We start from the raw sequence: 26,487 nt of genomic DNA on the forward strand, positions 1-26,487 counted from the left end.
CGCATAGTGCTCGACGTCAACTTCTTCGACGAGCTCCGGATCGGTCTGGCCACCGCTGACGACATCCGTCAGTGGAGCCACGGCGAGGTCAAGAAGCCGGAGACCATCAACTACCGCACCCTGAAGCCCGAGAAGGACGGACTCTTCTGCGAGAAGATCTTCGGTCCGACCCGGGACTGGGAGTGCTACTGCGGCAAGTACAAGCGTGTCCGCTTCAAGGGCATCATCTGTGAGCGGTGTGGCGTCGAGGTCACCCGCGCCAAGGTGCGCCGCGAGCGGATGGGCCACATCGAGCTCGCCGCTCCCGTCACCCACATCTGGTACTTCAAGGGCGTTCCGTCGCGCCTTGGCTACCTGCTCGACCTCGCCCCGAAGGACCTCGAGAAGGTCATCTACTTCGCGGCGTACATGATCACGTTCGTCGACGACGAGCGTCGTACGCGTGACCTGCCCTCGCTGGAGGCGCACGTCTCCGTCGAGCGCCAGCAGATCGAGAACCGTCGCGACTCCGACCTGGAGAACCGCGCGAAGAAGCTCGAGAACGACCTCGCCGAGCTTGAGGCCGAGGGTGCCAAGGCCGACGTGCGCCGCAAGGTGCGCGAGGGTGCCGAGCGCGAGATGAAGCAGCTGCGCGACCGCGCGCAGCGCGAGATCGACCGCCTGGACGAGGTCTGGACCCGCTTCAAGAACCTCAAGGTCCAGGACCTGGAGGGCGACGAGCTCCTCTACCGCGAGCTGCGTGACCGCTTCGGCACGTACTTCGACGGCTCGATGGGTGCCGCGGCGCTGCAGAAGCGCCTGGAGTCCTTCGACCTGGAGGAGGAGGCCGAGCGCCTCCGCGAGATCATCCGTACCGGCAAGGGCCAGAAGAAGACCCGTGCGCTCAAGCGCCTCAAGGTCGTCTCCGCGTTCCTGCAGACCAGCAACAAGCCCAACGGCATGGTGCTCGACTGCGTGCCGGTCATCCCGCCGGACCTGCGTCCGATGGTGCAGCTGGACGGTGGCCGCTTCGCGACCTCCGACCTGAACGACCTGTACCGCCGCGTGATCAACCGCAACAACCGTCTGAAGCGTCTGCTCGACCTCGGTGCCCCCGAGATCATCGTGAACAACGAGAAGCGGATGCTCCAGGAGGCGGTCGACGCCCTCTTCGACAACGGCCGTCGTGGTCGCCCGGTGACGGGCCCCGGCAACCGTCCGCTGAAGTCCCTCAGCGACATGCTGAAGGGCAAGCAGGGCCGATTCCGTCAGAACCTGCTCGGCAAGCGTGTGGACTACTCCGCGCGTTCCGTCATCGTCGTCGGCCCGCAGCTCAAGCTGCACCAGTGCGGTCTGCCGAAGGCCATGGCGCTGGAGCTCTTCAAGCCGTTCGTGATGAAGCGCCTGGTGGACCTCAACCACGCGCAGAACATCAAGTCGGCGAAGCGCATGGTCGAGCGCGGCCGCACGGTCGTGTACGACGTCCTCGAAGAGGTCATCGCCGAGCACCCGGTTCTGCTGAACCGTGCGCCCACGCTGCACCGCCTCGGCATCCAGGCCTTCGAGCCGCAGCTCGTCGAGGGCAAGGCCATCCAGATCCACCCGCTCGTCTGCACCGCGTTCAACGCGGACTTCGACGGTGACCAGATGGCCGTCCACCTGCCGCTCTCCGCGGAGGCGCAGGCCGAGGCCCGCATCCTGATGCTGTCCTCGAACAACATCCTCAAGCCCGCCGACGGCCGTCCGGTGACGATGCCGACCCAGGACATGGTCCTCGGTCTGTTCTTCCTCACCACCGACGGTGAGCTCCGTGACACCAAGGGCGAGGGCCGCGCGTTCGGCTCCACGGCCGAGGCGATCATGGCGTTCGACGCCGGCGAGCTGGCGCTGCAGTCCCCGATCGACATCCGCTTCCCGATCGGCACCGTCCCGCCGCGCGGCTGGGTTCCCCCGGTCGCCGAGGAGGGCGAGCCGGAGTGGCAGCAGGGCGACTCGTTCCGCATCCGGACGACCCTGGGCCGCGCGCTCTTCAACGAGCTGCTGCCCGAGGACTACCCGTTCGTCGACTACTCGGTGGGCAAGAAGCAGCTCTCCGAGATCGTCAACGACCTGGCCGAGCGCTACCCCAAGGTCATCGTGGCGGCGACGCTCGACAACCTGAAGGCGGCGGGCTTCTTCTGGGCGACCCGCTCCGGTGTCACCGTGGCCATCTCCGACGTCGTCGTTCCCGAGGCGAAGAAGGAGATCGTCAAGGGCTACGAGGCGCAGGACGAGAAGGTCCAGAAGCAGTACGAGCGCGGTCTGATCACCAAGGAAGAGCGCACGCAGGAGCTCATCGCGATCTGGACCAAGGCGACCAACGAGGTCGCCGAGGCGATGAACGCGAACTTCCCCAAGACGAACCCCATCTTCATGATGGTTGACTCGGGTGCCCGAGGAAACATGATGCAGATGCGGCAGATCGCCGGTATGCGTGGTCTGGTGTCGAACGCCAAGAACGAGACCATTCCGCGTCCCATCAAGGCGTCCTTCCGTGAGGGCCTCTCCGTCCTCGAGTACTTCATCTCGACGCACGGTGCCCGTAAGGGTCTCGCCGACACCGCCCTGCGTACCGCCGACTCGGGTTACCTGACCCGTCGTCTGGTGGACGTCTCGCAGGACGTGATCATCCGCGAGGAGGACTGCGGCACCGAGCGCGGTCTGAAGCTGAAGATCGCCGAGCGCGGTGCGGACGGCGTGCTGCGCAAGACGGACGACGTCGAGACCTCCGTGTACGCGCGGATGCTCGCCGAGGACGTCGTCGTGGACGGCAAGGTCATCGCGCCGGCCAACGTGGACCTGGGCGACGTGCTCATCGACGCGCTGGTGGGCGCGGGCGTCGAGGAGGTCAAGACCCGCTCGGTCCTGACCTGTGAGTCGGCCGTCGGCACCTGTGCCTTCTGCTACGGCCGCTCGCTGGCCACCGGCAAGCTGGTCGACATCGGTGAGGCGGTCGGCATCATCGCCGCCCAGTCCATCGGTGAGCCCGGTACCCAGCTGACGATGCGTACCTTCCACACCGGTGGTGTGGCCGGTGACGACATCACCCAGGGTCTGCCCCGTGTCGTCGAGCTCTTCGAGGCCCGGCAGCCGAAGGGTGTCGCCCCGATCTCCGAGGCGGCCGGTCGCGTCCGCATCGAGGAGACCGAGAAGACCAAGAAGATCGTCATCACCCCGGACGACGGCACCGACGAGACGGCGTTCCCGATCTCGAAGCGCGCCCGTCTGCTCGTGGGCGAGGGCGACCACGTCGAGGTGGGCCAGAAGCTCACCGTGGGTGCCACCAACCCGCACGACGTGCTGCGCATTCTGGGCCAGCGTGCCGTCCAGGTCCACCTGGTCGGCGAGGTCCAGAAGGTCTACAACTCGCAGGGTGTGTCGATCCACGACAAGCACATCGAGATCATCATCCGGCAGATGCTGCGCCGCGTGACGATCATCGAGTCGGGCGACGCGGAGCTGCTGCCCGGCGAGCTGGTCGAGCGTTCGAAGTTCGAGACCGAGAACCGTCGTGTGGTCCAGGAAGGCGGCCACCCGGCCTCCGGCCGTCCGCAGCTGATGGGTATCACCAAGGCCTCGCTGGCGACGGAGTCCTGGCTGTCGGCCGCCTCCTTCCAGGAGACGACCCGAGTCCTGACGGATGCGGCGATCAACGCCAAGTCCGACAGCCTCATCGGCCTCAAGGAGAACGTCATCATCGGTAAGCTCATCCCGGCCGGTACGGGTCTGTCCCGCTACCGCAACATCCGGGTGGAGCCGACCGAGGAGGCCAAGGCCGCGATGTACTCGGCCGTCGGCTACGACGACATCGACTACTCGCCGTTCGGCACCGGCTCCGGCCAGGCCGTTCCGCTGGAGGACTACGACTACGGTCCGTACAACCAGTAAGCGAGTCGCCTGACCGAAGGGCGGTCACCCCGCGAGGGGTGGCCGCCCTTCGGCGTTCCCGCGTCCGGGTACGGGCACGGGGTCAGCGCGCGGTCATCTCCCAGGCGGCGACGGCGACCGTGGCCACCGCGGCGAGGGCGCCGATGCTGGCGAGCGGCCAGCGGGAGCGCTCCAGCGCGTCGAGCCGGGCCTCGTGGTCGGCGAGCTGCTTGTCGGTCTGGTCGCTGCGCTGCACCAGCAGGGCGAGCGAGCCGTCGACGCGGGCGAAGCCGGCCTCCAGGGTGCCGCGCAGCCGCTCCAGTTCGAGGGCGACGGCGACCGGGTCGTTCGGGTCAGGCTCGGTCATCTGCCGCCTCCGCCCCGGGCAGCGGCTGCGGGCCGACGCGCAGCCAGGACGGCAGCAGCGCCTGGAGCGCCGGGACGGCCATCACACGGGTGAGGGCGCCCGCGGCGGCCAGGGCCCCGGCGACCCAGGGGAGGGTCGCGGGGATGCCGGAGGCGTCGACCAGGGCCGGCAGCAGTACGGCGATGCCGACGGCGGTCTGCAGCACGGTGCGGGCCGTGCGCTTGGCGGCTTCGGACATGGGTGGTTCTCCTTGCGTGGGGGTTCGGTGCGGGGGGCTTACCGGACGTACGGGACCTTGAGGGCGTTCCAGGAGGCGGCGCCCGGCCAGCCGTCGGCGTCGGTGCCGGAGAAGCCGAGCTTGCGCTGCCAGGCGGCGTACGACTGGCGGTCGGCCTCGGACCAGCGCGGGCTCGGGCCGGACGTGTACCGGCCGCAGCCCTCCGCCACCAGCCGGCGGCCCATCGCGGTGACGACGGCGGAGCTCGGCGTGGTCTTGAAGAAGGCGGTCCCGGGGAAGGGCTGGTAGCGCGGCGCGGCCGGCTTGGGCGGGACCGGCTTGGCGGTCGGCGCGGAGCCGAGCCGCTGCTGGACCCGTCCGCGCATGACCGGCATCCCGAAGCCGCGGGGGTCGTTCTTCCAGTCGGACCACTCGGAGTGGCCGATGACGGACTTGGCGCCCCAGCCGTGGGCCCGGCACAGCGCGGCCGAGACCCGCTCGATGGCTTCGAGCTGGGCGGCCGGCCAGGGGTCGGTGCCGTTGCCGAGGTTGACGCACTCGAAGCCGTAGAAGCGGGCGTTGCCGTCGACGGCTCCGGGGCTGCCCTGGTGGGCGCGCGGGACCGGCGGCCGGTCCCCGTAGGTCTCGGTGATCACGGCCTGGAGGACGGACGGGTCGCCGCCGCCCGCGTGGTTGGCGCGCCCGCTGGCGACCAGGTGGACGGAGCCGTCCTTGGCGATGACGCCGTGGCAGAGCGGGCCCGGCAGGCCGGCGTAGCCGTCGTAGCAGAGCGAGACGGTGTTCTCGGTGCCGCTGGAGACGGTGTGGTGGATCATCACGCCGACGACCGGGCCCCAGGCGCCGTGCCCGTCGCGGTTGTGGGTGCGCCAGCCGTCGTGCTCGACGACGGTGACGCCTTCGGCGCGGAGCGCGGCGAGGAACCGGTCCGCGGGGAGGGGAGTGGCCATCTGTGTCCTCCGGACATGCGAAAACCCCGGCCGGTGCGGCTCGGGGCGTGGACGTACGGGGGCGGGCGCGCGGCCCGCGGGCTTACGGGGCCGGGGTCTCCTCGGCCGGCGGGGCGGGGGTCTCGGGCGCGGGCGGGGCCGGGACCCAGACGGCGCAGAGCGCGGCGGCGGCCGAGCGGCGGGCCTCGAAGTCGGCGAGGGCGTCGGCGACGGCCCGCTGGACGGCGGTCGGGTCGGGCTGGGCGGGCGCGCCGTTCTGGGCCTGGACGATCACGAGCCCGGAGCCGCGCAGCACGGCGTCGCGCTCGCCGCGCTCGGAGAGCTCGGCGGAGACGTACACCGCCGGGTACTGCCCGGTGACCGGGTCGCGCTCCAGGGTGTGGCCGAAGCTGTTGTCGTAGACCCGGATGTTGAGGGTGTGGCCGTTCTCCTCGACCGTGGCGCGGCCCGCGTAGTCGATGGCGAGGCCCCAGGGCTGGGTGGGGTCGATGGTCATGGGTGCTCCTGGTGGGGTGGGAACGGGATCAGGTCTGCGCGCCGTGGATGAGCACGGTCTGGGCGTAGACGGTGCCGCCGGTGGCGAGCGCCTGGACCTCGATGTTCATCGTCTGGCCGAAGCGGGTCCTCATGTCGCCGGGCAGCAGGCCGAGGTGGTCGAAGGTGGTGCCCGCGGTGACCGTGGGACCGAACTGCACGGTGTCGACGAGGACCCGGACCTGGCCGGTGGCGCCGGCGGAGGCGGCCGTGTTCACGGCGATGCGCATCTTCGGCTGCCAGATCGGGTTGGAGCAGCGGGCGACGGTGGTGAAGGCGCCGCTGGTGGTGGAGGGCCACTTGGCGGTGTCGGTCGGCAGCGGCGGCATCAGCTGGAGCCAGGGCCGGGCGAGGCCGCCGGTCATGATGTCGTCGGCGAAGATCTCGTGGTTGTAGCCGTCGAAGATGCGGAACAGCGGACGGTTGATCGTCACGCTGCCGTCCTGGGTCGGCGGCCGGAACTCGTTGACGGCCGGGCGGGTGTTGACCGCGGTCGACAGCGCCTTGATCCGGCTCTCCATCTGGTTGAGCCGGTCGATGATGTCCTCGGGCAGCTGGGGCATCAGGCCTCCTCAAGGTAGAGCTGGGCGGTGTCGGGCCGGCCGCGCTCGGGCGGGGTGATCTTGACGCCGATGATCCGGTAGCGGGCGTCGAGACCGGTGGAGTACCACTCGTCGGTGATCCGGATGCGGGCGACCCGGCCGAGCAGCTGGGGCGGGACGATGCCGCCCAGGTGGATGCTGACCTCGGGGATGACGACGGCGCCGCGGGCCTCGCCGAGCTCGGCGGCGGCCAGCGAGTCGAGGGTGAGCTGGTCGCCGACCTCGTTGTGGTCGGAGGACAGGTCGATCACCGGCCAGCCGTCGGCCAGCAGGTCGGTGGCGCGCTGCTCGGTGGAGAGGACCGGCCGGGACTCGGCGGCGGCGTTGTTGTTGACGGAGGCGCCGCGGGCCACGGCGGTGGTGCCGCCGCGGGTGGCGTCGTACGGGAAGGAGTACGACAGGATGACGCCGGGCCGGTCGAAGACCAGGTCGGTGGCGCCGGTGCGGATCTTCGGTGAGCCGAGCCGGAGCTGGCGGACGCGTTCGCCGCTGACCGGGTCGCGGTAGACGAGGATCTGGTGCTCGAAGCCGTTCTGGGTGGCGCCGAGCTGGTCCAGGGCCTCCAGGTAGACGGTCTCGTCGCCGTTGCGCCAGCTCGCCGTCTTCAGGACGTCGGACTTCTCCTCGCCGAGGGTGAGCCGGAAGCAGGCGCCGCTGCCGGTCATCTCGCTCCACAGCCGGCGGGCGATGGCGAGCTGGTCGGTGGGGACGTCGTACTTGATCTCGGTACGGATCCGGCGGCGGCTCGCGTACGAGTCGAAGGTCGCCGCCTGGATCGCCAGGGTCAGCACCCCCCGGCCGCTGGACTGGAGGGTGGTGGTCCAGACGATGCCGCCCCACCACAGGTCGCCGCCGCGCTCCAGGTAGACGGCGGTGCGGCCCTCGCGGACCTTCTTGACGCGGTCCGCGATGTCCTTGTTGGGGATGGGGATGGTGCCGGAGAGCGAGCCGGCCTTGCCGATGAAGTCGTCGAAGGAGACGTCGCGCAGCGGCAGGATGTCGATGGTCTGGTCGGTGATCAGGTCGCAGAAGATGGCCCGGTAGGGCGTGTCGAGTGCCATGGCGGGCCTCCTTACAGGACGTAGGTGGCGGAGATGCGGATGGAACGCCCGGCGGCCAGCTGGCCGTTGGGGGACCAGGTGCGCAGGTCGATCTGCCCGTTGGTGGAGATGTAGGCGCCGCCGTTGCCGAAGCCGTCGCAGGCGGCGGCCTCGAAGGAGATCGCGGGGCGCCAGCCCACGGGCAGTACGCACACCGGCTCGTCGCTGATCTGGCCGGTGTTGTCGGCGGTGATGGTGGGGCCGGTGCGGGAGACGTTGACGGACACGCTGCACAGGCCGCTCTTGGTGCGGCGGGCGTAGAGCGAGCCGACCGTCCAGTTGGGCAGCGCGGCGGCGCCGCTGGTGATGGTCTCGTTCTCCAGCGGGGGCTGGTAGTTGGCCCAGGCGGAGCCGGTCCAGCGCTGGAGGTTGCCGACGTTGTCGCGGTACTGGCCCACGTACGAGCCGGTGGAGAGGGCGCCGCTGGGGGCGACGCCGCCGAGCTCCCTCGGGTAGCCGACCCAGCTGGTGCCGTCCCAGCGCTGGAGGTAGTGCGCGTTCTCGTTGTCCTGGTACTGGCCCGGGTAGGAGCCGGGCACCGCGCCGTTGTTGTAGACCGGCAGGATGCCGCCGGCCGCGACGACGGTCTGGCGCAGGTCGGTGGAGGCGCCGCCGGCCCAGTCGATGCCGCCGGTGCCGGCCGAGGCGCCCTTGCGGACCAGGACGGAGAAGAGGACCAGCGAGCGGGCGGGCGCGGCGGGCGCGACCGGGGTGGCGGCCGGGGTGCCCTTGACGATCTCGACGGCCGCCTCGAACTTGCCGGAGGAGTCCACGTCGTTGTCGTAGACGCGGATGACGACCAGGTCGACGCGCGGGTTGAGCGGGTCGCCGTCGCCGAAGGTGATGGTCATGTCGGCGTCGAGGGCGACCGGGTAGTCGCCGCCCCCGCCGGTGCCCTGGATGACGGCCCGCCCGGCGTAGACGGTGGCCGTCATGGGGCCGGAGCTGCCCATCCACAGGCCGCCGACGCGGTACTTGCCGTCGACCGTGCCGGGCAGGATGCCGGAGCGGGACGAGAGGGGGTTGGCGGGGGTGGTGGCGCCGTTGTTGGTGAGGCGGGTGTGCGGTCGGGTCTGGCCGGTGGTCTGCAGCCAGCCGGTGCGTACGGGCATGGTCTCTCCTGGAGGCGGGTCGGTCGGGCGGCCGGGGCGGAGGCGGGGCCGCGCCTAGTACTGCGGGGTGACCTGGATGTAGGTGTTGTCGAACCAGGCGCGCACGTTGGTGTGGGTGGTCCGGTAGAACGCGGTGACGGTGTAACTGGCGCCCGGCGTCAGGTTGTACAGGCGCTGGGTCGTCGCCACCGAGGCCGCGCTCGTCGGGTCGGCGGACTTGGAGGACATCGCGGCCAGCTCGTCGTCGAGCTCGCGGACGAGGGTGGCGCCCTGGGTGATGCGGACGCACATGAACGCGGAGGAGGCGATGCCGGTGGAGCCGGAGTTGAGGCTGAGCTCCATGCGGGAGCCGAAGGAGAGGATCGCGGCCCGGCTCTCCGGCGCGGTGAAGGTGACCGCCAGCGGGTTCTCGGCCCGCTCGACCAGGGCGTTCACATAGGTCGTGGAGAGGGTGTAGCCCGCGTCCAGCGAGTCGTTGAAGTACGGACCCGGGTAGGCCGGGGCCCACTTGGCGCCGTCGTAGCGCTGCAGCGGACCGGCGGCGGTGGCCCGGTACTGGCCGGTGTAGCTGCCGTTGTCCATGGGCGCCGAGGTCGGCACGATGCCGCCGACGGCCTCCGGGTACGCGACCCACTTGCCGCCGTCCCAGCGCTGGAACTGGTTGTTCGCGGTGTCCTGGTACTGGCCCGGGTAGGCGCCGCCCAGGACCGCGTTCTCGACCGGCAGGATGCCGCCGACCGAGACGACCGCGGTGCGCAGGTCCTTGAGGGAGGTGTTCCAGGGGATGCCGCCGTTGCCCGCGCTGGCGCCGGCCGGCACCAGCACCTCGTACAGCGGCAGGCTGCGCGCCGGGGCGGCGGCGGCCTTCGGGGTCTGGCCGGGCACGCCCTGGATGATCTCGATGACGGCCTCGTTGCGGGTGCCCTCGTAGAGCTTGTCGTAGACGCGCAGGACGACCAGGTCCACGCGGCCGTACTGGGCGTCGCCCGGGGCGAAGGTGACCTGCTCGGAGGTGGGCAGGGCCACCGGGTAGACGCCCTGCGAGATGTCGCCCTGGATGACGGCGCGGCCCTCGGAGACCGTGGCGGCCATCGCCGACGCGTTGGTCATCCAGAAGCCGGAGAGGCGGTACTGGCCGCTGTAGGAGCCGGGCAGGACACCGGAGCGGACCTGGACCGGGTTGACCATGGTGGTCGCGCCGATCTGGGTGAGGCGGGTGTCCTCGCGGGTCTGGCCGGTCTCGGCGACCCAGCTGCTGCGCAGGTTCATGGGGTTCTCCCGTCGGGGGGTGTGGTGCGGAGGGAAGGCGGAAAGGGAGGGGCGGGCGGGGCCGGCGGGGAGCCGGCGGAGGCTGGTTACGCCTTGACCCACTCGGCCGTCAGGGTGCAGCCGTAGCCGGAGCCGCCCAGGGTCTTGATCGCGGCGGTGTGGTTGTGGAAGCCGGCGAGCTGGAGGGTGTCGCCCGTGACCAGCCGCAGCAGCCCGCCGCCGCCGACCGAGACGGCGCCGTTGCCGGCCGGGGTCAGCCAGGTCATCCGGGACTGCCCGACGCCGCTGACCATCACCCTGGAGCCGCGCATCCCGGTCTGGCTGTCGTTCTGCCAGGTGACGTGGGCGTTGACCCGCCACCAGCCGGTGCGCGGCGCGACGAAGGTGGTGCTGCCGTTGAAGCCGCGCAGGTCGTCGACCTCGACCGTCGGCAGGTTGATCACGGTCCAGGTGTTGGGCTGGATCGTCTGCTGCTCGGAGGCCTGCCACTGGGTGGCGCCGAACAGCACCGTGCCGGTGCCGTGCGAGAGCTGCCAGGCGTTGCCGTCCCAGCGCTGGAGGGTCACCCCGTTGTCGCGGTACTGGCCGACGTAACTGCCGACGCCGACCGTGCTCGGCGCGAGGCCGCCGATCGCCTTCGGGTACGAGACCCAGGCGTTGCCGTCCCAGCGCTGGAGCATCCCGCTGGTGTCCCGGTACTGGCCGGGGTAGGCGCCGTTGAAGCCGCTGGCCGGCGAGATGCCGCCGAGCGCCGCCGTGTACCAGTACTGCGGGGTGACGCCGCCGGTGGTCCAGGCGATGCCGCCGGTGCCGGTGGAGACGCCCTTCGGCACCTTGATCTGGTACAGCGGCTGGGCGCTGCCCGGGCCCGGGGCGGGGGCGACCGGGACGGCCGCCGGGGTGCCCTTGACGAGCCGGATGACCGCGTCGGTGACACCCGTCTTGTCGTACGTGTCGTCCAGGACGGCCAGCTCGATCAGGTCGATCCGGTCGAACTGCGGGTCTCCGTCGGCGATCGTGAGCGTCTCGGGGGAGATCGCGGCGACCAGGTAGGCGCCCTGGCGGGTGTCCTTGCCCTGGATGATCGCGCGGCCGGTGCCGATCGAGCACTGCATGGCGGCGGTGCCGGTCAGCACGAACCCGCCCGGCAGGATGCCGTGGCGGGAACGCAGCGGGGTCTCCGCCGCGCTGGCGCCGGTGGGCGTCAGCAGGGCGGCGAGGGTCAGGCGGGTCTCTTCGCGCGTCTGACCCGTGGGCTGGAGCCAGGAGGCCTTCACGGTCATGGTGCGCTCCTCTCGTGAGGCGGGGGCGGGGGCGGGGGCGGGGGCGGCGGGGCTTGGTGCGGGGACCCGGCCGGGAGCGGGGCTCGGCGCGGGGGCCGGGCCGGGGCCGGGTGGGCCGGGTCCGGGTGGGCCGGGGCCGGGTGGGGGCCGGTCACCACTCGGCGCTGCGCCAGCGGACCGTCATCAGGGCCTCCGGCGGGGCCGAGTCGGGGCGGAACGACAGCTCGGTGCGCCCCGGTTCGAGCAGGAAGAGCTCCTCGGGGCTGGAGTCCGCCATCGCGGTGTGGCGGCGGGAGGCGGAGTTGTTGAGCATGACCGTGCCGTTGGCGGTGTCCACGACCAGCTCGTCACCGGCGGCCAGGTCGATCGCGTACCGCAGCCGGCGCTTGCTGGCCCGGTCGGTGACGGTCGGCATCGAGCAGGGGCCGCGGAAGACGATCACCGGGTGGGTGGGGGCCGAGCCGGTGTTCTCGATGACGGCGTCGCCGGTGGACTTGGCCTCGCCCCAGTTGAGCGGCCAGGTCAGCGGCCAGGTCAGACCGGACTCGGGCTGCGGCGGGGTGGTGATGGCCGTCTGCTCGTTGACCGCGTAGCGGCGCGGGTCGGAGGTCAGCCACTGGATGGACATCTTCGAGCTGCCCTGGGTGGCGAAGCCCTGGTCGGCCGGGACCACCCGCTGGGCGATCCGGGCGCGTACGGCGAGCAGTTCGCCGTGCAGCCGGACGGTCAGCCAGCGCTCCTCGTCGAGCAGCGCGAGCGACTGGCGCAGGGCCCGCAGCGCCTCGGGGACGCCGTTGAACTCCGGCATCAGGATGACGGTGCCGGCGATCTTGCGGGGCTTGGCGTAGCGGGCGCCCGGCCAGGCGCCGTGCGAGGTGGGCCGGTCGGCGTCGGAGGAGTCGTACTCGGGCAGGTCCTCCCACCCCTGGAGCCCGGACCGGTCGACGGCGAACGGGGTGCCGGGCCCGATGAGGAACCCGGCCCACTGGATCTGCCCGTCCTGGGTGATCAGCGAGCCGGGTGCGAGGTCGGCGGTGTAGGAGTTTCCGGAGTAGGGGTTGGTGGTCTCGGCCATGGGGGCCGTCACCTCACTTCTGCGGGGGTGGGCGGGTGGAGGGCGTCAGACGTGGGCGGCCATGAGGAAGAGCAGGTCCTCGGCGGTCGCCCGGGGCCCGGCGCCCGGGTCCTCGTGGAAGTCCCGGATCCGGTGCGGCTGCCGCGGCGGCTCGGTGATCGCCGGGACCTGGCGGGACTCCAGGACGGTGAGCGGGTCGATGCGCGGCGCGGAGTCGGCGCCGGGGAAGACGACACCGCCCTCGGCGAGCATGGGGATCTTGGGGATGTCGACGCCGAAGTGCTTGCCGAGGAAGTCGAAGCTCAGCTTGTTGAGGCCGTCGATGACCCAGTTGGCGAAGGCGATGAGCCCCTTGATGGGGGCCGACACCACGCCGCCGGCCGCGGTCAGCGCGCCCTTGATGAACTCGCCGAAGCCCCGCATGGCCCCGCCGACGGCGGTGGTGGTGTTGCGGAAGAAGCCGGGGACCTGCTCGGTGAAGAAGGACAGCATCGGCTGGATCGAGTTGCGGATCCCGCTCATGGAGCCGGAGGCGATGCCCCTCAGGGCGTTGGAGGAGGACGAGACGGAGGACCCGGTGCCGGAGAAGCCGCCGACGGCCGCGCCGATGACGGCCAGGGCGGTGGTGATGACGGTGAGGTAGCCCTGGAAGTACGTCATGACGGCGCCGCCGACGAACTCCATGACCGGCTGGAGGAACTTCCAGACCGACTCGAAGCCCTTGAGGGCCTGCTGCATGACCTGCTGCATGATCCGCTGCCCGGCCTCGCTGTTCATCGCGTACTCGATGAGCCAGGCGGCGACCGGGAGCAGGATGCCGACGAGAAAGCCGATCGGGTTGGCCCGCATGGCGAGGTTGACGGCCGTCATGACGACGGAGGCGACGGTCATGACCAGGCCGAACTTGTCCATCAGGCCGGTGATGAGGTCGGTGATGGGCAGCAGCGGCAGCAGGATCGTGAGGATCCCGCCGAGCCCGGAGGCGAGCTTGCCGAAGGAGCCCTTGGCCTTGGCGGCCTTGTCGCCGAAGGACTTGACGCCGCGGGGGGCGGTGGAGCGGGCGATCTTGGTGGTGGCGGTCGCGGTGGCTGTGGCATCGGAGCGGATCCGGCCGAGGGGGGCGCTGGCGGCCTTCACCTCGGCGGCGAAGCGGGTGCCCGCCTTGCCCGAGGCGTCGCGCAGGGCCTTGGTGAGCGCCTGGAGAGCGGTGTTGGCGGGGCGGATGCTCTTGCCGAGGTTGCTGAACGCGGCGGGGATGCCGTCGAGCAGGCCGCCCCTGGTGAACACGCGCGGCGGCAGCCCGGTGGCGGCGGCACTCATCCGCGCGCCTTCGCCAGGTACATCAGCGCGTCCGCGGTGGACTGCGGGTCGCTGTTGCGGGCCGCGTGGTAGTTCTCGATGTGGAGCCCGACGCCGCCGCCCCGGCCGGACTGCACCTGGGCCGAGACACGGGCGCGGCGCGCGGTCATCGCGAGCAGCCGGTCCAGCTTGGAGAGCGGCAGGACGGCCTCGGCCTCGCCGGCCTCGGCGATGATGGCCGGGACACCGCCGGCGCGCGGCATGACGACACCACCGGTGGCGAGCATCGGGATGGTGGGCACGCTGACGCCGAAGGTCTTGCCGCCGACGAGGGGCACCCAGCCCGGGATGCTGACCTTGACCCGGTTGACGGCGCCGATCAGGCGGTTGATCAGGCCGATGATGCCGTTGATCGGGCCGGAGACGCCGCTCTTGATGCCGTTGAACGCCCGGGACGCGATGTCCTTGAGGCCGTTCCAGATGGACGACATCTTGTCCTTGACCGCCTGGAAGGCGCTGGGGATCGCGCTCTTGATCCAGTTCACCACGGGGGTGATGACGGCCTTGATGCCGTTCCAGACGGAGCTGATGACCGTCTTGATCGCCTTCATCACGGTGGTGATGACGGTCTTCCAGATGTTCACGTAGGTCTTGACGACGGTGGCGACCGCCTTGACCACGGTGGAGATGGCGCTCTTGATGCCGTTCCAGACCGTCTTGATCAGGGCGCCGGCGCTCTTCATGATCGGGCCGATGGCCTTCATGACGGCGCTGATGACGACCTTGATGGCGTCGAACGCCTTCTTCATGATCGTCTGCATCGTCTTCGAGCGGGACGCCATCTCGACGATCTTCTCGATGAGCGGCATGAACAGCTCGATCAGACGGGCCAGGAAGTTGCCCTTCATGGACTTGTTGAGCTTGTCCTGGCCCTTGGCGGCCTTGCCGGCGCCGGATTCGTACTTGCCCATCTTGGTGCCGGCCGACTGGGCGGTCTGACCGGCCTTCGCCATGGACTTCTCGGCCTGGTCGGAGGCCGTCTTGAGGGTCTTGAGCTGGGAGGAGGCGGTCTGGGCCGAGGACTTGAGCTGCTTGACGCCGTTGGAGGCGGAGGTGGCGCCGGTGCCGACGCGGGTGACGGCCTGGGCGCCCTGCTGGGCGTTGGTCTTGAGGTTCTTCAGCGCCGACGAGGTGCCGGCGAGGGCTTTGGAGAGGGACATGGTCACCTGGTTTCACGGAAGGGACGCGGACGGGGCGCGGTGGAAGGCGGCCGGAACGCGGGAGGAACGCCGGAGCCGCGCGAAGGGGTGAGGAGCGAGGGGTGGGGGATGGGGAGCGGTCCCGTCACGCCTGGAAGGCGGCCTGCCCGAGTGCGGCCCTGAGCCGGTTGAGGTCGCCGATGGCATCGGCGGCGCCGGTCTTCCAGTGATTCTTGGCCTTGTCCTCCGCCACGGTGAGCTCCTTGACTTTCTCCGCGGTCTTCGTGGCGCTGGCGGTGAGCTTCTCCGCCTTCTTCTTGGTGTCCTCGATGACCTTCTCAAGGCGCCTGACCTCGGATCGCGCGCCGTCCACCAGGATCGTTTCGCGGGCGATGCCCCGCGTGTTGTTCGTCCGCTGGTGGTTCGCCAGGCGGGTTTCGGCCTCGCGCAGGCGCCGCTGGGCCACCTTGAGCTCTTCCTGCTCGCGCTCAAGCTGGCGCAGCTTCCTCGCCAGGTCCTTGCCCTCCTTCACGAAGGAGCGCTGCCGACGCTCCAGCTTCAGCTGCACCGACTTGGCCTTGTCGGCCCAGGGCCAGCCGAACCGCTGCCGGCCGTTGATGGTCAGGCCCTTGTCGTCCAGCTTGATGAGGGTGTAGTCGATCTTGGCGAGGCCGATCGAGGCGGCGAAGAGGCCGGCCATCTCCACCTTCATGAGGGTGATGTCACCCTTCATGCCGGAGACGGTGCTCGACAGGTTGGTCGCGGTGACCTTGGTTTCCTTGTAGTCCTTCGTCAGGTCGACCCAGGGGACGGACGTGACGAGGTTGTGGGTGAACTCCTGGGGGGTGGGAGGCATGGGAATGCCCATGGGTGTCCTCGATTCGAAGAGATGGCGCCGAAGCTCACCCGCAGGTGCCGGAGACGCCGGAGCCGCCGGCCCGGGGACGGGAGCGGCGGCTCGGTGCGCGGGAGGCGGGACGGGTGTCCCGGCCGCGCGGCGTGGTGCGGCGTGTGGGGGTCAGGAGCGGCGGAGTTCGGTGAGCGCGTCGTTCCAGCCCGCTTTGTAGGCGTGGATCTCGCGAGCCGCGATCTCGGCGTCGAGGGTGGCGAGGAGTGTGCGCTTGTCGAGGGGACCGGGGCGCTGGAGCAACGAGGTGAGGCGCTCGTGAAGCGTGCTCTGGGTGGCGCTTCCCCCGGTCTGAGAGTTCATGGTGCCCTGCCTTCCGGCTGTCGAACTAGTGTGCGAAGCATTGTCGAACATTGGTTCGGCAATGTCGAGCGGGAAGCGGACGATGGCGTGTCGGCCCGCCCCCGGCCCGGCGGTGCCCGCTCCTCGAACGGAGCCGGTGTTCGAGCCGAGGTAGTCTGGAGGACGCGTTCCCGGGCCCGACACAGCTGGGGAACGGCGGGGCGCGAGGGGCGCGCGGGGACCCCCAGGGGGCTTGGAAGGCAGTGCTGACGCATGGACACGGAGCCGGGAGCTAGCCGGCGGGAACGGGTCGTCGACTGGCTCGAAACCCACCCGGACCTGCCCCACCTCTTCGCCCGCCTCGCCGAACTCGTCCACGTCGCGGGCTACGCACCCGAGGACCTCGTCGTGCTGCCCCGCGCGGAGATCGACCGGCGGGAGACCGCCGCGTTCACCGGCGGCTGGGCCGAAGCCGTCTCCGACGAACTGCCCCGGATCCGTCGCGAGTACGAGAAGCGGGTCGCCGACGCGTACGCCCAGGGGCAGGGCGACGCCCGCGGCATCCGCCGCCCGGAGCGGCGTCCCGGACAGGACTCCGAAGGCGCCCGGGTCATCACGCTGCCCTTCGCCCGGCTGCTCGAACCGCCCGCCTCGCTCGTCCAGGCCGAGGAGCGGGTCCGCGTGGAGCGCGAGCTGTTCGACCGGCGGCCCGAGCACGCCTACGCGGAGGACGCGTACGCCGAGGAGCCGTACGCCGAGGAGGCCGAGCCGCCCGTCGCGGCCGGACCGCAGGGGGCGGCGCCCGCGGCATCCCCGGCACCGCCCGCCCCGGGGCCCGCTCCGGAGCCCGCCCCGGAGCCCGGACCGGGCCCCGGAGCGGAGCCGCTGATCACCACCCAGGAGAGCCGCGCCCGCCGCAGCGGTCAGCCGGTGCGCAAGGTGGTCCGGGGCAAGGGCGGCCGGCCGATCGTGCCGCCGCTCACCAGCGCGCCCGCGCAGACGGGCGGCGCGCAGGACCGGCCGGGCGGTGAGCCCGGCGGCCCCGCCGCGCGCTCGCGCGCGCGTGGGCGCCGCCTCTCCGACCGGGCCAAGGCCCTGGAGGAGGAATGGGGCTCCCCGTCAGCACGGGAAGCGCCCCCGGAGCCCGCTCCCTGACGGGAACGGGCGCCGGGGGCCATGGGGGAGCGGGGAGCGTCAGCCGAAGAAGCGCGCGAGCTGCCAGGGGGACAGGGACTCCGCTGAGTCCTCCCCCTCGGTGCCGCTCGGCTGCTCCTCCTCGGGACCGTCGTCGTCCTCGTCGTCCTCATCGGGCATGACCGGACGCGGAACGGGCTTGGGCGGCTCGGGCTGCTCGTCGTCCTCGTCCGTGTTGACGCACATGAACATCCAGTTGGCGGTGGCCAGATGGTCGACCGCCGCCGCCAGCAGGTGGTCGGTGACCGACCATTCGGCGGCCTCGCCGTGCAGATCGCGCTGGACGGCGCTGTCGGCGGGGAGGTGCTTGATCAGCACCGCCATCCGCCGGCTGGACAGTTCTCCCCGATGCCAGTCGAGGAGATCCGTCCCGTAAAAGCGGAGCAGGTCCGCTTCAAGGGCCTCGGCGTGTTCGTCGACGAACTCGACGAGGCTCAGTCTTCCCCCAGGCCGAGCCCGGTCTCCTTGCCGTAGGCCTCCAGGATGGCGCCGATGTCCTGCATCGTGAGGTCGTGCTCCTCGAAGCGGGCGTACTGCTCCTCACCCATGAGGAGTTCGAGCAGCCCGTCCACGTCGCTGTCGTCGAGCTGGCGCAGGGCCTTCGCGGTCTTGCGCGAGAGCTCGGTGGGGAGCGTGTAGGACTCGCCGTCCAGCTCGAAGGACCAGGTGCGGCCGTGGGCCTCCAGGCGCTGGGCGCGGGCGGCGTTGACGTCGAATCGGGCCATGGTGTGCGTACTCCTTGTTCGCGGGGTGCGCGTGGTGCGCGTGGGTGAAGAGCGGAGGGGGTGGGGCGGGACGGCACGCGGCCGTCCCGCCCCGGGTGGGGAAGGGTCCGCCGGATCAGACGGTCGCGGAGTACTGGTCGTCCTTCATCAGGAAGGACGCCAGCGGCTTGCCGTCACCGTTCGACATCGCCGTGAAGGTCACGCCCAGCTGGGACGCGGCCTTGCGGTTGAGCTTGATGTCGTCGGTGGCGGTCACCTGGCCGCGCGGGATGATGAAGCGGTACGTGACGGCGGTGGTGCCGCCCGCCTTGACGTCGGTGAACTCCAGGCCGAGGGCGCGGACGTCCGCGAACGGACGCTCGGCGATCTCGTACTTGTAGGTGCCGGTGGCCGGCGCCGGGTCGGCGTCCACCTTGCCGCCGCCCATGAAGAACGGCAGCGTGTCCTCGTTGAACTGGAGCAGCGAGAACTTCAGCGACAGGTCACGCGCCGAGTAGATGTAGTGCACCGGGGAAACCGACTGCCACGAGTCGATGGCCTCCAGCTTGTCCTTCTTCGAGAACGTGACGCCGTCACCGGTGGTGAAGCCGAGGTTGGTCCAGGAGGACCAGTCGGTGGTGGCGTCCGCGCCGAAGTTCGGGGCGGCCGTGCCGACCTTGGCGACGTAGAGCTTGCCGCTGCCGGCGACGCGGATCTCGGCAGAGTTGTTTCCAGCCATGGTGGTGTTTCTCCTTGGATACAGAGGGGGTGGGGCGCCGCTCCGGCGGCCGGTGATCCGGCTCCGGGTACGGCAAAGGCCCCGCTGGACGGTCCGGCGGGGCCTGGTCTGTGGGGAGCGGCCTCAAGGGCCGCCCGGGGTGGGGGCGTCGGGGAGACCGGAGCGGTCTACAGGACGTCCAGGGAGAGGCGGATCACGCAGAGGTAGCGGTTCGCGCCCCGGTAGAGGTAGTCGGGCGTCCAGCGCGGCCCGTCCTGCTCCTCCACGTCGCTGACGTAGACCGTGCCGAGCTGCTTGCCGATGGTGGCGAGCAGCGCCCGGCGGGCCGCGTTGGCGGTGACGTGCGCCGCGGTCTTGTTCGGGCCGTAGACCTCGAACTCGATGAGCGGCTTGTCGACGTGCAGGTCGCCGATCCAGGCGCCGCCGCGGCGGTTGACCAGGACGGCGTTCTGCGTGCCGTCGAAGCCGGCGGCGGCCTGGGCGGCGACCGTGACGCCGGCGAGCGCCGGGTCGGCCTTGAGGACGTCGACGACCAGCTTCTCGACGTCCGGGAACGCACTCGGGGGAGTGGTCATGACGGGTCTCCTCGAAGGAAGGCGGGAGGGGAGAGGGCGGGCGGTGGTGCCGCCGGTGGTGCGGGTGGTGCTGGTGGTGCGGGGTGCCGCCCGGGGCGCTCGACGCGGGGAAGGGGGCGGGGGCGCGGAGCGCTCCCGGACGGCGAACGGCGAAGCCGCCGCCCGTCCTGCGGGCGCAGCTCCGCCGCTGCACCAACTGTGACAGAGAGCGTGCGCGCACGCAACTAGTTCGGTGATCGGATTCGGATCGCCTCACGGAAGGCCGTCTAGATTGGGCCGGACACACCACGTGGGACAGGGGAGGGATGGACCGTGAGCTGGTACGTGCTGGTGGAGGCCAACGACACCTATGGCGGGGACGCCCGCTGGGACCTCGTGCGGAAGATCCCCGTCGACGGCGGGCGCGAGGCCGCCCTCGCCCACGCCCAGGAGCTGACCCGGACCTTCGAGTGGCGGGTCCCGGTCGAGCGGTGCGGCCGGCTCGTCTTCCGCACCTCCCCGACGAGCTGGCTCGTCGAGCAGACCGACGCCTACTGGGAGGACGGCCGCGAATACACCGTCACCCGCCACCTCCACCTCACCGCCGCCGAGCTGGAGTACAGCAAGGACGTCCCGCCCGCCGAGCGCCCCAAGAGCCGCTGGTCCCGGCGGTGAACATCCGGCGGACCAGGCGCGGCCGGCGGTCGGTAGCGTGACCGCACCGACCGGCCGTTCACCGGCACCGGCCGCCCACCCCAGCGCCCAGCCCGCCCCTCCCGAGGAGCCGCCCGTGTCCGCCGCCCGCCCCCGCCACCCCCGCCGCCCCCGCCTCCTCTACGTCTCCGACCTCGCCTACCCCGCCCGCGGCCGGCGCTACTGCGACGAGGACATCGAGCTCACCGCCCGGCTCCGGGAGGGCTTCGACCTCGCCGTGTGCCATCCGCGCGACGCCGCCGCGCTCATGGACGCCTTCGACGCCGTCGTCGTCCGCAACAGCGGGCCCGTCCTGCGCTACCAGGACGCCTACGAAGACTTCCGGGCCCGCGCCGCCGCCCTCGGCACCCGCGTCTACAACCCGCTGCACGGGCGCGGCGACATGGCGGGCAAGCGGTACCTCCTCGACCTCACCGCCGCCGGGCTCCCCGTCATCCCCACCGTCGACCGCGCCGCCGACCTCGAACGGCTCCCCGCCGCCCCCTCCTACGCGGTCAAGCCCAAGGCCGGCGCCGACTCCATAGGGCTGCGCTTCCTCCCGTACGAGGAGCTGGCCGGTCTCCCGTACGGCGAGGGGCTGCTGGTCCAGCCGCGGATCGACTTCCGGTACGAGGTCTCCTTCTACTTCGTCGACGACCGCTTCCAGTACGCCCTGTACGCCCCCGACCCCGCCAAGCGCTGGGAGCTGGAGCCGTACGAGGCCACCGACGAGGACCTGCGCTTCGCCCGCCGCTTCGTCGACTGGAACACCCTCGACCACGGCATCCAGCGCGTCGACGCCTGCCGCACCCCCGAGGGCGGCCTCCTCCTGGTCGAGCTGGAGGACCTCAACCCGTACCTCTCCCTCGACCTGGTCGGGGCGGACGCGCGGGAACGGTTCGTCGGGGCCATGGCGGAGTCGCTGCGCGATTTCCTCCGGGTGTGAGCAACGGGCGTGAGCAACGGGCGTGAGCAACGGGTGTGAGCAGCGGGTGTGAGCAACGGGTGTGAGGACCTGCCGAAGCGCCCCCGTCCCTGATCGGGGACGGGGGCGCTTCGGCAGGTGCGGACAGGCGGGGTCAGGCCGTGCGGGGCCTGCGGCGGGTCGCGCGTTCCGCCGCGAAGACGTCCTCCAGGCGGAACAGCTGCGCCCGGCCCGCTTTCCCCGCCGCCCGCAGGTGGCCCAGCTGGACCCACTTGCGGATCGTCGCCGGGGCCACCCCCGCCTCCACGGCGGCGAGCGGGCCCGGGATCAGGGCCGGCAGGGGAAGCGCGGTCGAGCTCAGCATGAGGTCTCCTTCGTGTCGTCCATCGCCGCTTCGATCTCCTCCGTGCGCGCACCCGACGCGTCCGCGAGCTCCGTCCACTCCTCCTCCGGCCACAGGTGCCGGTAGGCCGGGTCGTCCTGGCAGCCGCAGGCCGGGTCCGTGCACACGCACGCCGGGTTCACGCACAGCACCGCGCGCCGGTCCGGGAAGGCCCGCAGCGACACCGAGTCGCACCACGGGCAGCGCCCGGACACCCGGACCACCGTCTCCGCGTCGCCCAGGGTGCGGGCGCACCGGCGGGCCATCCGGCGGATCTCGTCGCGCACGTGGCGGGTCAGGTCCGGGTGGGCGGCGATGGTGCCGAGGGTCCCGGTGATCCGGCGCAGGCGCTCCACGACGCCCGCGCGGCGCGGCCGGGGCAGGCCGAGGCGGGCGCAGACCGCCTCCTCCAGCTCCACCACACCGTCGGTGATGTCGCGGATCGCGTCCGAGACGTGCAGCCGGACCGGGGCGGCGCCGTGGCCCGGTACGGAGAGGCCGTGGCGCTGTTCGAGCAGCAGGGCCTCGCGGCGCTCCGCGCGGATCAGCTCGTCGCGGCCCGGGTGGGGGGCGGTGGGCGCGGCCCCGGCGGGGGAGCGGCGGCCGGGGGTGAGCTCCTCGGCGAGCTCGGGGAACTGCCGGACCAGGGAGGCGGTCCAGAGCACGATGTCCCGCACCACCCGCTCGTCGGCGGCGGTGCCCTGCGAGGGCTCAGTCACGGTGACCCCCGGCGGCGGCGAGGACGGTGGCCGCGGCGTCGAGGGCGGCGGCGGTCCCGGCGGCGGTCCCGGGGGTGTCCCCGGCGGGCTCCGCGGCGGGCGGGGTCGCGTCGCCCGCGCGGCGGCGGGGCTTCACCGGGCGGCCGTTGCGCCACAGGCGCCCGGCGCAGACGCCGTCGAACCAGCTCTCGGCGGGGGCGACGGCGGTCTCGCACTCGCGACGGACCGGGCAGACGGCGCAGGCCCGCAGGGCCGGGGCCGCCTCCTTGCCCCGGCGGGAGAAGACGACGGACGGGGAGAGGCCGGCGCACGCGGCGGCGGCCTGCCAGGGGGAGTGGTCGAGCGTGGGCAAGGAGGTTCTCCACGGTCCGGGCGCCACGCACCCCCAGGACCGATGGGTCCTGTGGGGCTCGTGAGGCCGACGAGTGCGGCGCGAAGGACGATAGACATGTTGCGTGCGAGCTCGCAACTATCTTCGAGCGGGTCCATGGCCGCTCCTTCACCGATTCGACACGGTTGCGTGCCCGAAAGCACGTAATTCCGCGCGCGCAAGCACGCTAAAGTGGGCGGACCGAAAGGTGGGGGAGTAAAGGGAGCGATACGACATGAGCACTCAAGGGCTCGACGAGTTCGCGGGCTGGGTCGAGGGCCTGATGCGCGCGCGCGGCTACGACATCGACAGCCCCCGCGGCGGCGGCAAGTCCCGGATCGCGGACGAGGCGGGCGTGCACCGCGCGGCCGTGACCCGGCTGCTGCAGCGGCAGAGCATGCCCGACCTGGAGACCATGCGCAGGATCGCGCCGCTCCTCGGGGTCTCCGTACGGGACATGCTGATCAGGTCCGGCCGGGTCACCCCGGAGGAGCTGCCGATCGCGGCGGACCTGCTGCCGCCCAGCGACTGGCGGCCGACCATGGAGGACTTCGCGCGCTGGCTCGGCGTCCCCGACGAACGCATGGACGTCTTCGTGAAGGTCGTCCACCAGTTCATGGACCCCGAGGCCGAGGGGGCGGACGCCCGCGCCGCCGGCGAGCCCCGGCGCGCCGCCCAGGACTGACCCCGGCCGGCCGCGTCCGGCCCGGATCGGCCGGTATCGCACAGTATCGGTTGAGATCGGTCGAGATCTGCCGGGAACGGTCGGGATCAACCCGGATCGGCCGGGGGGGCTTCGCTTTACCATGTCGCGGTCAGGTCCGCACGGCGTTCTCCCACGTCGGTCGGGCCGGACCGCGTGTGGGCATTTGTTTTGACCGGAGTCCATGCGATAGGTACGCTCAAGCCTTGTGCCTGGGGTGTGCCCGGACTCGTATGCGTGTCTTCAGCCGCAGACGGAGTCCGAGACGGGCCACCGCAATCCGCGCCCCTCCCTGCCTTTGGCAGGGGTTCGCGCGATTCGACACACCCGACCGCGTGGGTCGGCGATGTTCCAGGTTAGTTTTACCGACGGCACACAGAAACCGGAGAAGTAGTGCCTACGATCCAGCAGCTGGTCCGTAAGGGCCGGCAGGACAAGGTCGAGAAGAACAAGACGCCCGCACTCGAGGGTTCCCCTCAGCGTCGCGGCGTCTGCACGCGTGTGTTCACGACCACCCCGAAGAAGCCGAACTCGGCCCTCCGTAAGGTCGCGCGTGTGCGTCTGACCTCGGGCATCGAGGTCACGGCCTACATTCCGGGTGAGGGCCACAACCTGCAGGAGCACTCGATCGTGCTCGTCCGCGGTGGCCGTGTGAAGGACCTGCCGGGTGTTCGTTACAAGATCATCCGCGGTTCCCTCGACACGCAGGGCGTCAAGAACCGTAAGCAGGCTCGCAGCCGCTACGGCGCCAAGAAGGAGAAGTAAGAATGCCTCGTAAGGGCCCCGCCCCGAAGCGCCCGGTCATCATCGACCCGGTCTACAGCTCTCCTCTTGTCACCTCGCTGATCAACAAGATCCTGCTGGACGGCAAGCGTTCCACCGCCGAGCGCATCGTCTACGGCGCCATGGAGGGCCTCCGCGAGAAGACCGGTGCTGACCCGGTCGTCACGCTGAAGCGCGCTCTCGAGAACGTCAAGCCGTCCCTCGAGGTCAAGTCCCGCCGTGTCGGTGGCGCCACCTACCAGGTGCCGATCGAGGTCAAGCCCGGTCGCGCGTCCACCCTGGCGCTGCGCTGGCTGGTCGGCTACTCCCGCGCCCGTCGCGAGAAGACCATGACCGAGCGCCTCATGAACGAGCTGCTGGACGCCTCGAACGGCCTCGGCGCTTCGGTCAAGAAGCGCGAGGACACGCACAAGATGGCCGAGTCCAACAAGGCCTTCGCGCACTACCGCTGGTAGTCGCAACCCACATCGAGACCGAGAGAAGACTGAAGCCTTATGGCTACCACTTCGCTTGACCTGGCCAAGGTGCGCAACATCGGCATCATGGCCCACATCGACGCGGGCAAGACGACCACCACCGAGCGGATCCTGTTCTACACCGGCGTTTCGTACAAGATCGGTGAGGTCCACGACGGCGCCGCCACGATGGACTGGATGGAGCAGGAGCAGGAGCGTGGCATCACGATCACCTCCGCTGCCACCACCTGTCACTGGCCGCTCGAGAACGTCGACCACACGATCAACATCATCGACACGCCGGGTCACGTCGACTTCACCGTCGAGGTGGAGCGTTCGCTGCGCGTGCTCGACGGTGCTGTCACCGTGTTCGACGGCGTGGCCGGCGTCGAGCCCCAGTCCGAGACCGTCTGGCGTCAGGCGGACCGCTACGGCGTTCCGCGTATCTGCTTCGTCAACAAGCTCGACCGGACCGGTGCCGACTTCCTGCGCTGCGTCGACATGATCGTGGACCGCCTCGGCGCGACCCCGATCGTCATGCAGCTCCCGATCGGTGCCGAGGCCGACTTCGAGGGCGTCATCGACCTCGTCCGCATGAAGGCGCTTGTCTGGTCCGCCGAGGCCAGCAAGGGCGAGATGTACGACGTCGTCGACATCCCCGCGGACAAGGCCGAGCTCGCCGACGAGTACCGCGCCAAGATGGTCGAGACCATCGCGGAGAACGACGAGCAGCTCATGGAGCTCTTCCTGGAGGGCGTCGAGCCCACCGAGGAGCAGCTCTACGACGCCGTCCGTCGCATCACCATCGCCTCCGGCAAGGGCGGCGACACCACGGTCACCCCGGTGTTCTGTGGCACCGCGTTCAAGAACAAGGGCGTCCAGCCCCTGCTCGACGCGGTCGTGCGCTACCTCCCCTCGCCGCTCGACGTCGAGGCCATCGAGGGCCACGACGTCAAGGACGCCGAGGTCGTCGTCAAGCGCAAGCCGTCCGACGACGAGCCGCTGTCGGCCCTCGCGTTCAAGATCGCGAGCGACCCGCACCTCGGCAAGCTCACCTTCGTCCGGATCTACTCCGGTCGCCTGGAGGCCGGCACCGCGGTGCTGAACTCCGTCAAGGGCAAGAAGGAGCGCATCGGCAAGATCTACCGCATGCACGCGAACAAGCGTGAGGAGATCGACTCGGTGGGCGCCGGCGACATCGTCGCCGTCATGGGCCTGAAGCAGACCACCACCGGTGAGACGCTGTGCGACGACAAGAACCCGGTCATCCTGGAGTCCATGGACTTCCCGGCGCCGGTCATCCAGGTCGCGATCGAGCCCAAGTCCAAGGGTGACCAGGAGAAGCTGGGTGTCGCCATCCAGCGTCTCGCGGAGGAGGACCCCTCCTTCCAGGTCCACTCGGACGAGGAGACCGGCCAGACCATCATCGGTGGTATGGGCGAGCTTCACCTCGACATCCTCGTCGACCGTATGCGTCGCGAGTTCAAGGTCGAGGCGAACGTCGGCAAGCCGCAGGTCGCGTACCGCGAGACGATCCGCAAGGCCGTCGAGCGCGTGGACTACACCCACAAGAAGCAGACCGGTGGTACCGGTCAGTTCGCCAAGGTGCAGATCGCGATCGAGCCCATCGAGGGCGGCGACGCCTCGTACGAGTTCGTGAACAAGGTCACCGGTGGCCGCATCCCGAAGGAGTACATCCCTTCGGTCGACGCGGGTGCGCAGGAGGCCATGCAGTTCGGCATCCTGGCCGGCTACGAGATGACTGGCGTCCGCGTCATCCTTCTCGACGGTGGCTACCACGAGGTCGACTCCTCCGAGCTCGCGTTCAAGATCGCCGGTTCGCAGGCCTTCAAGGAGGCCGCGCGCAAGGCTTCCCCCGTCATCCTTGAGCCGATGATGGCCGTTGAGGTCACCACGCCCGAGGACTACATGGGTGAGGTCATCGGCGACATCAACTCTCGCCGTGGCCAGATCCAGGCCATGGAGGAGCGTCACGGTGCTCGCATCGTGAAGGGCCTCGTGCCCCTTTCGGAGATGTTCGGCTACGTCGGAGACCTCCGCAGCAAGACCTCGGGTCGCGCAAGCTACTCGATGCAGTTCGACTCCTACGCCGAGGTTCCGCGGAACGTCGCCGAGGAGATCATCGCGAAGGCCAAGGGCGAGTAAC

General features: G+C 70.7%; 29 protein-coding genes. 8 read left to right on the forward strand and 21 right to left on the reverse strand.

From position 1 onward, the window contains the following. The first annotated feature begins 6 nt into the window (after positions 1 to 6). Positions 7 to 3,906: a DNA-directed RNA polymerase subunit beta' gene (locus ACZ6J5_RS02160; RefSeq protein WP_469386730.1), complete on the forward strand. Its 3,900-nt coding sequence runs from the start codon at positions 7 to 9 to the stop codon at positions 3,904 to 3,906. An 82-nt stretch (positions 3,907 to 3,988) separates the two neighbouring features. Here the strand turns inward: ACZ6J5_RS02160 and ACZ6J5_RS02165 are convergent, their stop codons facing one another. From ACZ6J5_RS02165 to ACZ6J5_RS02230, 14 genes are all read right to left on the reverse strand, one after another. Next, positions 3,989 to 4,252 (reverse strand): hypothetical protein, encoded by a 264-nt coding sequence (locus ACZ6J5_RS02165; protein ID WP_469386731.1) that lies wholly within the window; start codon positions 4,250 to 4,252, stop codon positions 3,989 to 3,991. Next, entirely contained in the window at positions 4,239 to 4,490 is a 252-nt protein-coding gene (locus ACZ6J5_RS02170) for a hypothetical protein (protein WP_469386733.1), read from the reverse strand. The genes ACZ6J5_RS02165 and ACZ6J5_RS02170 overlap by 14 nt, the downstream gene beginning before the upstream one ends. Positions 4,491 to 4,528: 38 nt before the next feature. After that, entirely contained in the window at positions 4,529 to 5,437 is a 909-nt protein-coding gene (locus ACZ6J5_RS02175) for a peptidoglycan-binding protein (RefSeq protein ID WP_469386734.1), read from the reverse strand. Between the two features lie 82 nt (positions 5,438 to 5,519). Next, entirely contained in the window at positions 5,520 to 5,933 is a 414-nt protein-coding gene (locus ACZ6J5_RS02180) for an ATP-binding protein (protein ID WP_469386735.1), read from the reverse strand. Positions 5,934 to 5,961: 28 nt separating this feature from the next. After that, the gene (locus ACZ6J5_RS02185; protein WP_469386736.1) at positions 5,962 to 6,534 is read right to left on the reverse strand and encodes a hypothetical protein; all 573 of its coding nucleotides are present in this window, start codon (positions 6,532 to 6,534) and stop codon (positions 5,962 to 5,964) included. Then, positions 6,534 to 7,634 carry a hypothetical protein gene (locus ACZ6J5_RS02190; RefSeq protein ID WP_469386737.1) on the reverse strand — a complete coding sequence of 367 codons (1,101 nt, stop codon included), beginning with the start codon at positions 7,632 to 7,634 and terminating at the stop codon, positions 6,534 to 6,536. The genes ACZ6J5_RS02185 and ACZ6J5_RS02190 overlap by 1 nt, the downstream gene beginning before the upstream one ends. Before the next feature lie 11 nt (positions 7,635 to 7,645). Next, the gene (locus tag ACZ6J5_RS02195) at positions 7,646 to 8,785 is read right to left on the reverse strand and encodes a hypothetical protein (protein ID WP_469386738.1); all 1,140 of its coding nucleotides are present in this window, start codon (positions 8,783 to 8,785) and stop codon (positions 7,646 to 7,648) included. A gap of 54 nt (positions 8,786 to 8,839) precedes the next feature. Continuing rightward, positions 8,840 to 10,054, reverse strand: a complete 1,215-nt coding sequence (locus tag ACZ6J5_RS02200) for a hypothetical protein (protein ID WP_469386739.1) — start codon at positions 10,052 to 10,054, stop codon at positions 8,840 to 8,842. A gap of 86 nt (positions 10,055 to 10,140) precedes the next feature. Further along, positions 10,141 to 11,337, reverse strand: a complete 1,197-nt coding sequence (locus ACZ6J5_RS02205; RefSeq protein WP_469386740.1) for a hypothetical protein — start codon at positions 11,335 to 11,337, stop codon at positions 10,141 to 10,143. A 151-nt stretch (positions 11,338 to 11,488) separates the two neighbouring features. Continuing rightward, a complete protein-coding gene (locus tag ACZ6J5_RS02210) occupies positions 11,489 to 12,412 on the reverse strand; it encodes a phage distal tail protein (protein WP_469386741.1) in 924 nt (307 codons plus the stop codon). Between the two features lie 45 nt (positions 12,413 to 12,457). After that, a complete protein-coding gene (locus tag ACZ6J5_RS02215; RefSeq protein ID WP_469386742.1) occupies positions 12,458 to 13,732 on the reverse strand; it encodes a tape-measure protein in 1,275 nt (424 codons plus the stop codon). Next, positions 13,729 to 14,931, reverse strand: a complete 1,203-nt coding sequence (locus tag ACZ6J5_RS02220; RefSeq protein WP_469386743.1) for a phage tail protein — start codon at positions 14,929 to 14,931, stop codon at positions 13,729 to 13,731. Before ACZ6J5_RS02220 ends, ACZ6J5_RS02215 begins: the two co-directional genes overlap by 4 nt. Before the next feature lie 124 nt (positions 14,932 to 15,055). Then, entirely contained in the window at positions 15,056 to 15,766 is a 711-nt protein-coding gene (locus tag ACZ6J5_RS02225) for a hypothetical protein (protein ID WP_469386744.1), read from the reverse strand. A 162-nt stretch (positions 15,767 to 15,928) separates the two neighbouring features. Continuing rightward, on the reverse strand, positions 15,929 to 16,120 hold the full coding sequence (locus ACZ6J5_RS02230; protein ID WP_469386746.1) for a hypothetical protein: 192 nt from the start codon (positions 16,118 to 16,120) through the stop codon (positions 15,929 to 15,931). A 252-nt stretch (positions 16,121 to 16,372) separates the two neighbouring features. On the opposite strand from ACZ6J5_RS02230, the gene ACZ6J5_RS02235 reads away from it, so the two are divergent. Beyond that, positions 16,373 to 17,254 (forward strand): hypothetical protein, encoded by an 882-nt coding sequence (locus ACZ6J5_RS02235; protein ID WP_469386748.1) that lies wholly within the window; start codon positions 16,373 to 16,375, stop codon positions 17,252 to 17,254. A 39-nt stretch (positions 17,255 to 17,293) separates the two neighbouring features. On the opposite strand, the gene ACZ6J5_RS02240 is transcribed toward ACZ6J5_RS02235, so the two are convergent. The 4 genes from ACZ6J5_RS02240 to ACZ6J5_RS02255 form a co-directional block, all read right to left on the reverse strand. Next, on the reverse strand, positions 17,294 to 17,617 hold the full coding sequence (locus ACZ6J5_RS02240) for a hypothetical protein (RefSeq protein ID WP_469386750.1): 324 nt from the start codon (positions 17,615 to 17,617) through the stop codon (positions 17,294 to 17,296). A 110-nt stretch (positions 17,618 to 17,727) separates the two neighbouring features. Next, the gene (locus tag ACZ6J5_RS02245) at positions 17,728 to 18,018 is read right to left on the reverse strand and encodes a hypothetical protein (protein WP_469386752.1); all 291 of its coding nucleotides are present in this window, start codon (positions 18,016 to 18,018) and stop codon (positions 17,728 to 17,730) included. Between the two features lie 115 nt (positions 18,019 to 18,133). Further along, positions 18,134 to 18,736: a phage tail tube protein gene (locus tag ACZ6J5_RS02250; protein WP_469386753.1), complete on the reverse strand. Its 603-nt coding sequence runs from the start codon at positions 18,734 to 18,736 to the stop codon at positions 18,134 to 18,136. Positions 18,737 to 18,903: 167 nt separating this feature from the next. After that, positions 18,904 to 19,311, reverse strand: a complete 408-nt coding sequence (locus ACZ6J5_RS02255) for a hypothetical protein (RefSeq protein WP_362468531.1) — start codon at positions 19,309 to 19,311, stop codon at positions 18,904 to 18,906. Between the two features lie 312 nt (positions 19,312 to 19,623). On the opposite strand from ACZ6J5_RS02255, the gene ACZ6J5_RS02260 reads away from it, so the two are divergent. Together ACZ6J5_RS02260 and ACZ6J5_RS02265 are read left to right on the forward strand one after the other, a co-directional pair. Beyond that, a complete protein-coding gene (locus ACZ6J5_RS02260; RefSeq protein ID WP_469386754.1) occupies positions 19,624 to 19,965 on the forward strand; it encodes a hypothetical protein in 342 nt (113 codons plus the stop codon). Between the two features lie 115 nt (positions 19,966 to 20,080). Further along, entirely contained in the window at positions 20,081 to 20,929 is an 849-nt protein-coding gene (locus ACZ6J5_RS02265) for an ATP-grasp domain-containing protein (protein ID WP_469386755.1), read from the forward strand. Positions 20,930 to 21,062: 133 nt separating this feature from the next. Here the strand turns inward: ACZ6J5_RS02265 and ACZ6J5_RS02270 are convergent, their stop codons facing one another. The 3 genes from ACZ6J5_RS02270 to ACZ6J5_RS02280 are packed head-to-tail and all read right to left on the reverse strand — an operon-like array spanning position 21,063 to position 22,361. Beyond that, complete coding sequence (locus ACZ6J5_RS02270) at positions 21,063 to 21,272, reverse strand: hypothetical protein (protein WP_469386756.1); 210 nt, start codon at positions 21,270 to 21,272, stop codon at positions 21,063 to 21,065. Then, positions 21,266 to 22,009 carry a hypothetical protein gene (locus tag ACZ6J5_RS02275; RefSeq protein WP_469386758.1) on the reverse strand — a complete coding sequence of 248 codons (744 nt, stop codon included), beginning with the start codon at positions 22,007 to 22,009 and terminating at the stop codon, positions 21,266 to 21,268. Before ACZ6J5_RS02275 ends, ACZ6J5_RS02270 begins: the two co-directional genes overlap by 7 nt. Beyond that, complete coding sequence (locus tag ACZ6J5_RS02280) at positions 22,002 to 22,361, reverse strand: WhiB family transcriptional regulator (RefSeq protein ID WP_469386759.1); 360 nt, start codon at positions 22,359 to 22,361, stop codon at positions 22,002 to 22,004. The genes ACZ6J5_RS02275 and ACZ6J5_RS02280 overlap by 8 nt, the downstream gene beginning before the upstream one ends. Positions 22,362 to 22,614: 253 nt before the next feature. Between ACZ6J5_RS02280 and ACZ6J5_RS02285 the strand changes: the two genes are divergently transcribed. The 4 genes from ACZ6J5_RS02285 (at position 22,615) to fusA (ending at position 26,486) form a co-directional block, all read left to right on the forward strand. After that, positions 22,615 to 23,064: a helix-turn-helix transcriptional regulator gene (locus ACZ6J5_RS02285; protein WP_362468539.1), complete on the forward strand. Its 450-nt coding sequence runs from the start codon at positions 22,615 to 22,617 to the stop codon at positions 23,062 to 23,064. Between the two features lie 411 nt (positions 23,065 to 23,475). Continuing rightward, entirely contained in the window at positions 23,476 to 23,847 is a 372-nt protein-coding gene (gene rpsL, locus ACZ6J5_RS02290) for a 30S ribosomal protein S12 (RefSeq protein WP_003948652.1), read from the forward strand. Positions 23,848 to 23,849: 2 nt separating this feature from the next. Further along, entirely contained in the window at positions 23,850 to 24,320 is a 471-nt protein-coding gene (gene rpsG / locus ACZ6J5_RS02295; protein WP_046908238.1) for a 30S ribosomal protein S7, read from the forward strand. 39 nt (positions 24,321 to 24,359) lie between these two features. Continuing rightward, positions 24,360 to 26,486 carry an elongation factor G gene (gene fusA, locus ACZ6J5_RS02300; RefSeq protein WP_469386760.1) on the forward strand — a complete coding sequence of 709 codons (2,127 nt, stop codon included), beginning with the start codon at positions 24,360 to 24,362 and terminating at the stop codon, positions 26,484 to 26,486. Position 26,487 lies beyond the last annotated feature (1 nt).

Source organism: Streptomyces sp. NPDC042100 (genome assembly GCF_055582325.1).

What these genes read in the sequence shown, in the direction of transcription:
- ACZ6J5_RS02175 (WP_469386734.1), bottom strand. Translation starts at nt 5,437, where the DNA reads ATGGCCACTCCCCTCCCCGCGGACCGGTTCCTCGCCGCGCTCCGCGCC.
- ACZ6J5_RS02255 (WP_362468531.1), bottom strand. Translation starts at nt 19,311, where the DNA reads ATGACCACTCCCCCGAGTGCGTTCCCGGACGTCGAGAAGCTGGTCGTC.
- ACZ6J5_RS02180 (WP_469386735.1), bottom strand. Translation starts at nt 5,933, where the DNA reads ATGACCATCGACCCCACCCAGCCCTGGGGCCTCGCCATCGACTACGCG.
- fusA (WP_469386760.1), top strand. Translation starts at nt 24,360, where the DNA reads ATGGCTACCACTTCGCTTGACCTGGCCAAGGTGCGCAACATCGGCATC.
- ACZ6J5_RS02230 (WP_469386746.1), bottom strand. Translation starts at nt 16,120, where the DNA reads ATGAACTCTCAGACCGGGGGAAGCGCCACCCAGAGCACGCTTCACGAG.
- ACZ6J5_RS02190 (WP_469386737.1), bottom strand. Translation starts at nt 7,634, where the DNA reads ATGGCACTCGACACGCCCTACCGGGCCATCTTCTGCGACCTGATCACC.
- ACZ6J5_RS02225 (WP_469386744.1), bottom strand. Translation starts at nt 15,766, where the DNA reads ATGCCTCCCACCCCCCAGGAGTTCACCCACAACCTCGTCACGTCCGTC.
- ACZ6J5_RS02250 (WP_469386753.1), bottom strand. Translation starts at nt 18,736, where the DNA reads ATGGCTGGAAACAACTCTGCCGAGATCCGCGTCGCCGGCAGCGGCAAG.
- ACZ6J5_RS02185 (WP_469386736.1), bottom strand. Translation starts at nt 6,534, where the DNA reads ATGCCCCAGCTGCCCGAGGACATCATCGACCGGCTCAACCAGATGGAG.
- ACZ6J5_RS02170 (WP_469386733.1), bottom strand. Translation starts at nt 4,490, where the DNA reads ATGTCCGAAGCCGCCAAGCGCACGGCCCGCACCGTGCTGCAGACCGCC.
- ACZ6J5_RS02235 (WP_469386748.1), top strand. Translation starts at nt 16,373, where the DNA reads ATGGACACGGAGCCGGGAGCTAGCCGGCGGGAACGGGTCGTCGACTGG.
- ACZ6J5_RS02210 (WP_469386741.1), bottom strand. Translation starts at nt 12,412, where the DNA reads ATGGCCGAGACCACCAACCCCTACTCCGGAAACTCCTACACCGCCGAC.
- ACZ6J5_RS02205 (WP_469386740.1), bottom strand. Translation starts at nt 11,337, where the DNA reads ATGACCGTGAAGGCCTCCTGGCTCCAGCCCACGGGTCAGACGCGCGAA.
- ACZ6J5_RS02200 (WP_469386739.1), bottom strand. Translation starts at nt 10,054, where the DNA reads ATGAACCTGCGCAGCAGCTGGGTCGCCGAGACCGGCCAGACCCGCGAG.
- rpsG (WP_046908238.1), top strand. Translation starts at nt 23,850, where the DNA reads ATGCCTCGTAAGGGCCCCGCCCCGAAGCGCCCGGTCATCATCGACCCG.
- ACZ6J5_RS02220 (WP_469386743.1), bottom strand. Translation starts at nt 14,931, where the DNA reads ATGTCCCTCTCCAAAGCCCTCGCCGGCACCTCGTCGGCGCTGAAGAAC.
- ACZ6J5_RS02215 (WP_469386742.1), bottom strand. Translation starts at nt 13,732, where the DNA reads ATGAGTGCCGCCGCCACCGGGCTGCCGCCGCGCGTGTTCACCAGGGGC.
- ACZ6J5_RS02270 (WP_469386756.1), bottom strand. Translation starts at nt 21,272, where the DNA reads ATGCTGAGCTCGACCGCGCTTCCCCTGCCGGCCCTGATCCCGGGCCCG.
- ACZ6J5_RS02285 (WP_362468539.1), top strand. Translation starts at nt 22,615, where the DNA reads ATGAGCACTCAAGGGCTCGACGAGTTCGCGGGCTGGGTCGAGGGCCTG.
- ACZ6J5_RS02165 (WP_469386731.1), bottom strand. Translation starts at nt 4,252, where the DNA reads ATGACCGAGCCTGACCCGAACGACCCGGTCGCCGTCGCCCTCGAACTG.
- ACZ6J5_RS02195 (WP_469386738.1), bottom strand. Translation starts at nt 8,785, where the DNA reads ATGCCCGTACGCACCGGCTGGCTGCAGACCACCGGCCAGACCCGACCG.
- ACZ6J5_RS02245 (WP_469386752.1), bottom strand. Translation starts at nt 18,018, where the DNA reads ATGGCCCGATTCGACGTCAACGCCGCCCGCGCCCAGCGCCTGGAGGCC.
- ACZ6J5_RS02240 (WP_469386750.1), bottom strand. Translation starts at nt 17,617, where the DNA reads ATGGCGGTGCTGATCAAGCACCTCCCCGCCGACAGCGCCGTCCAGCGC.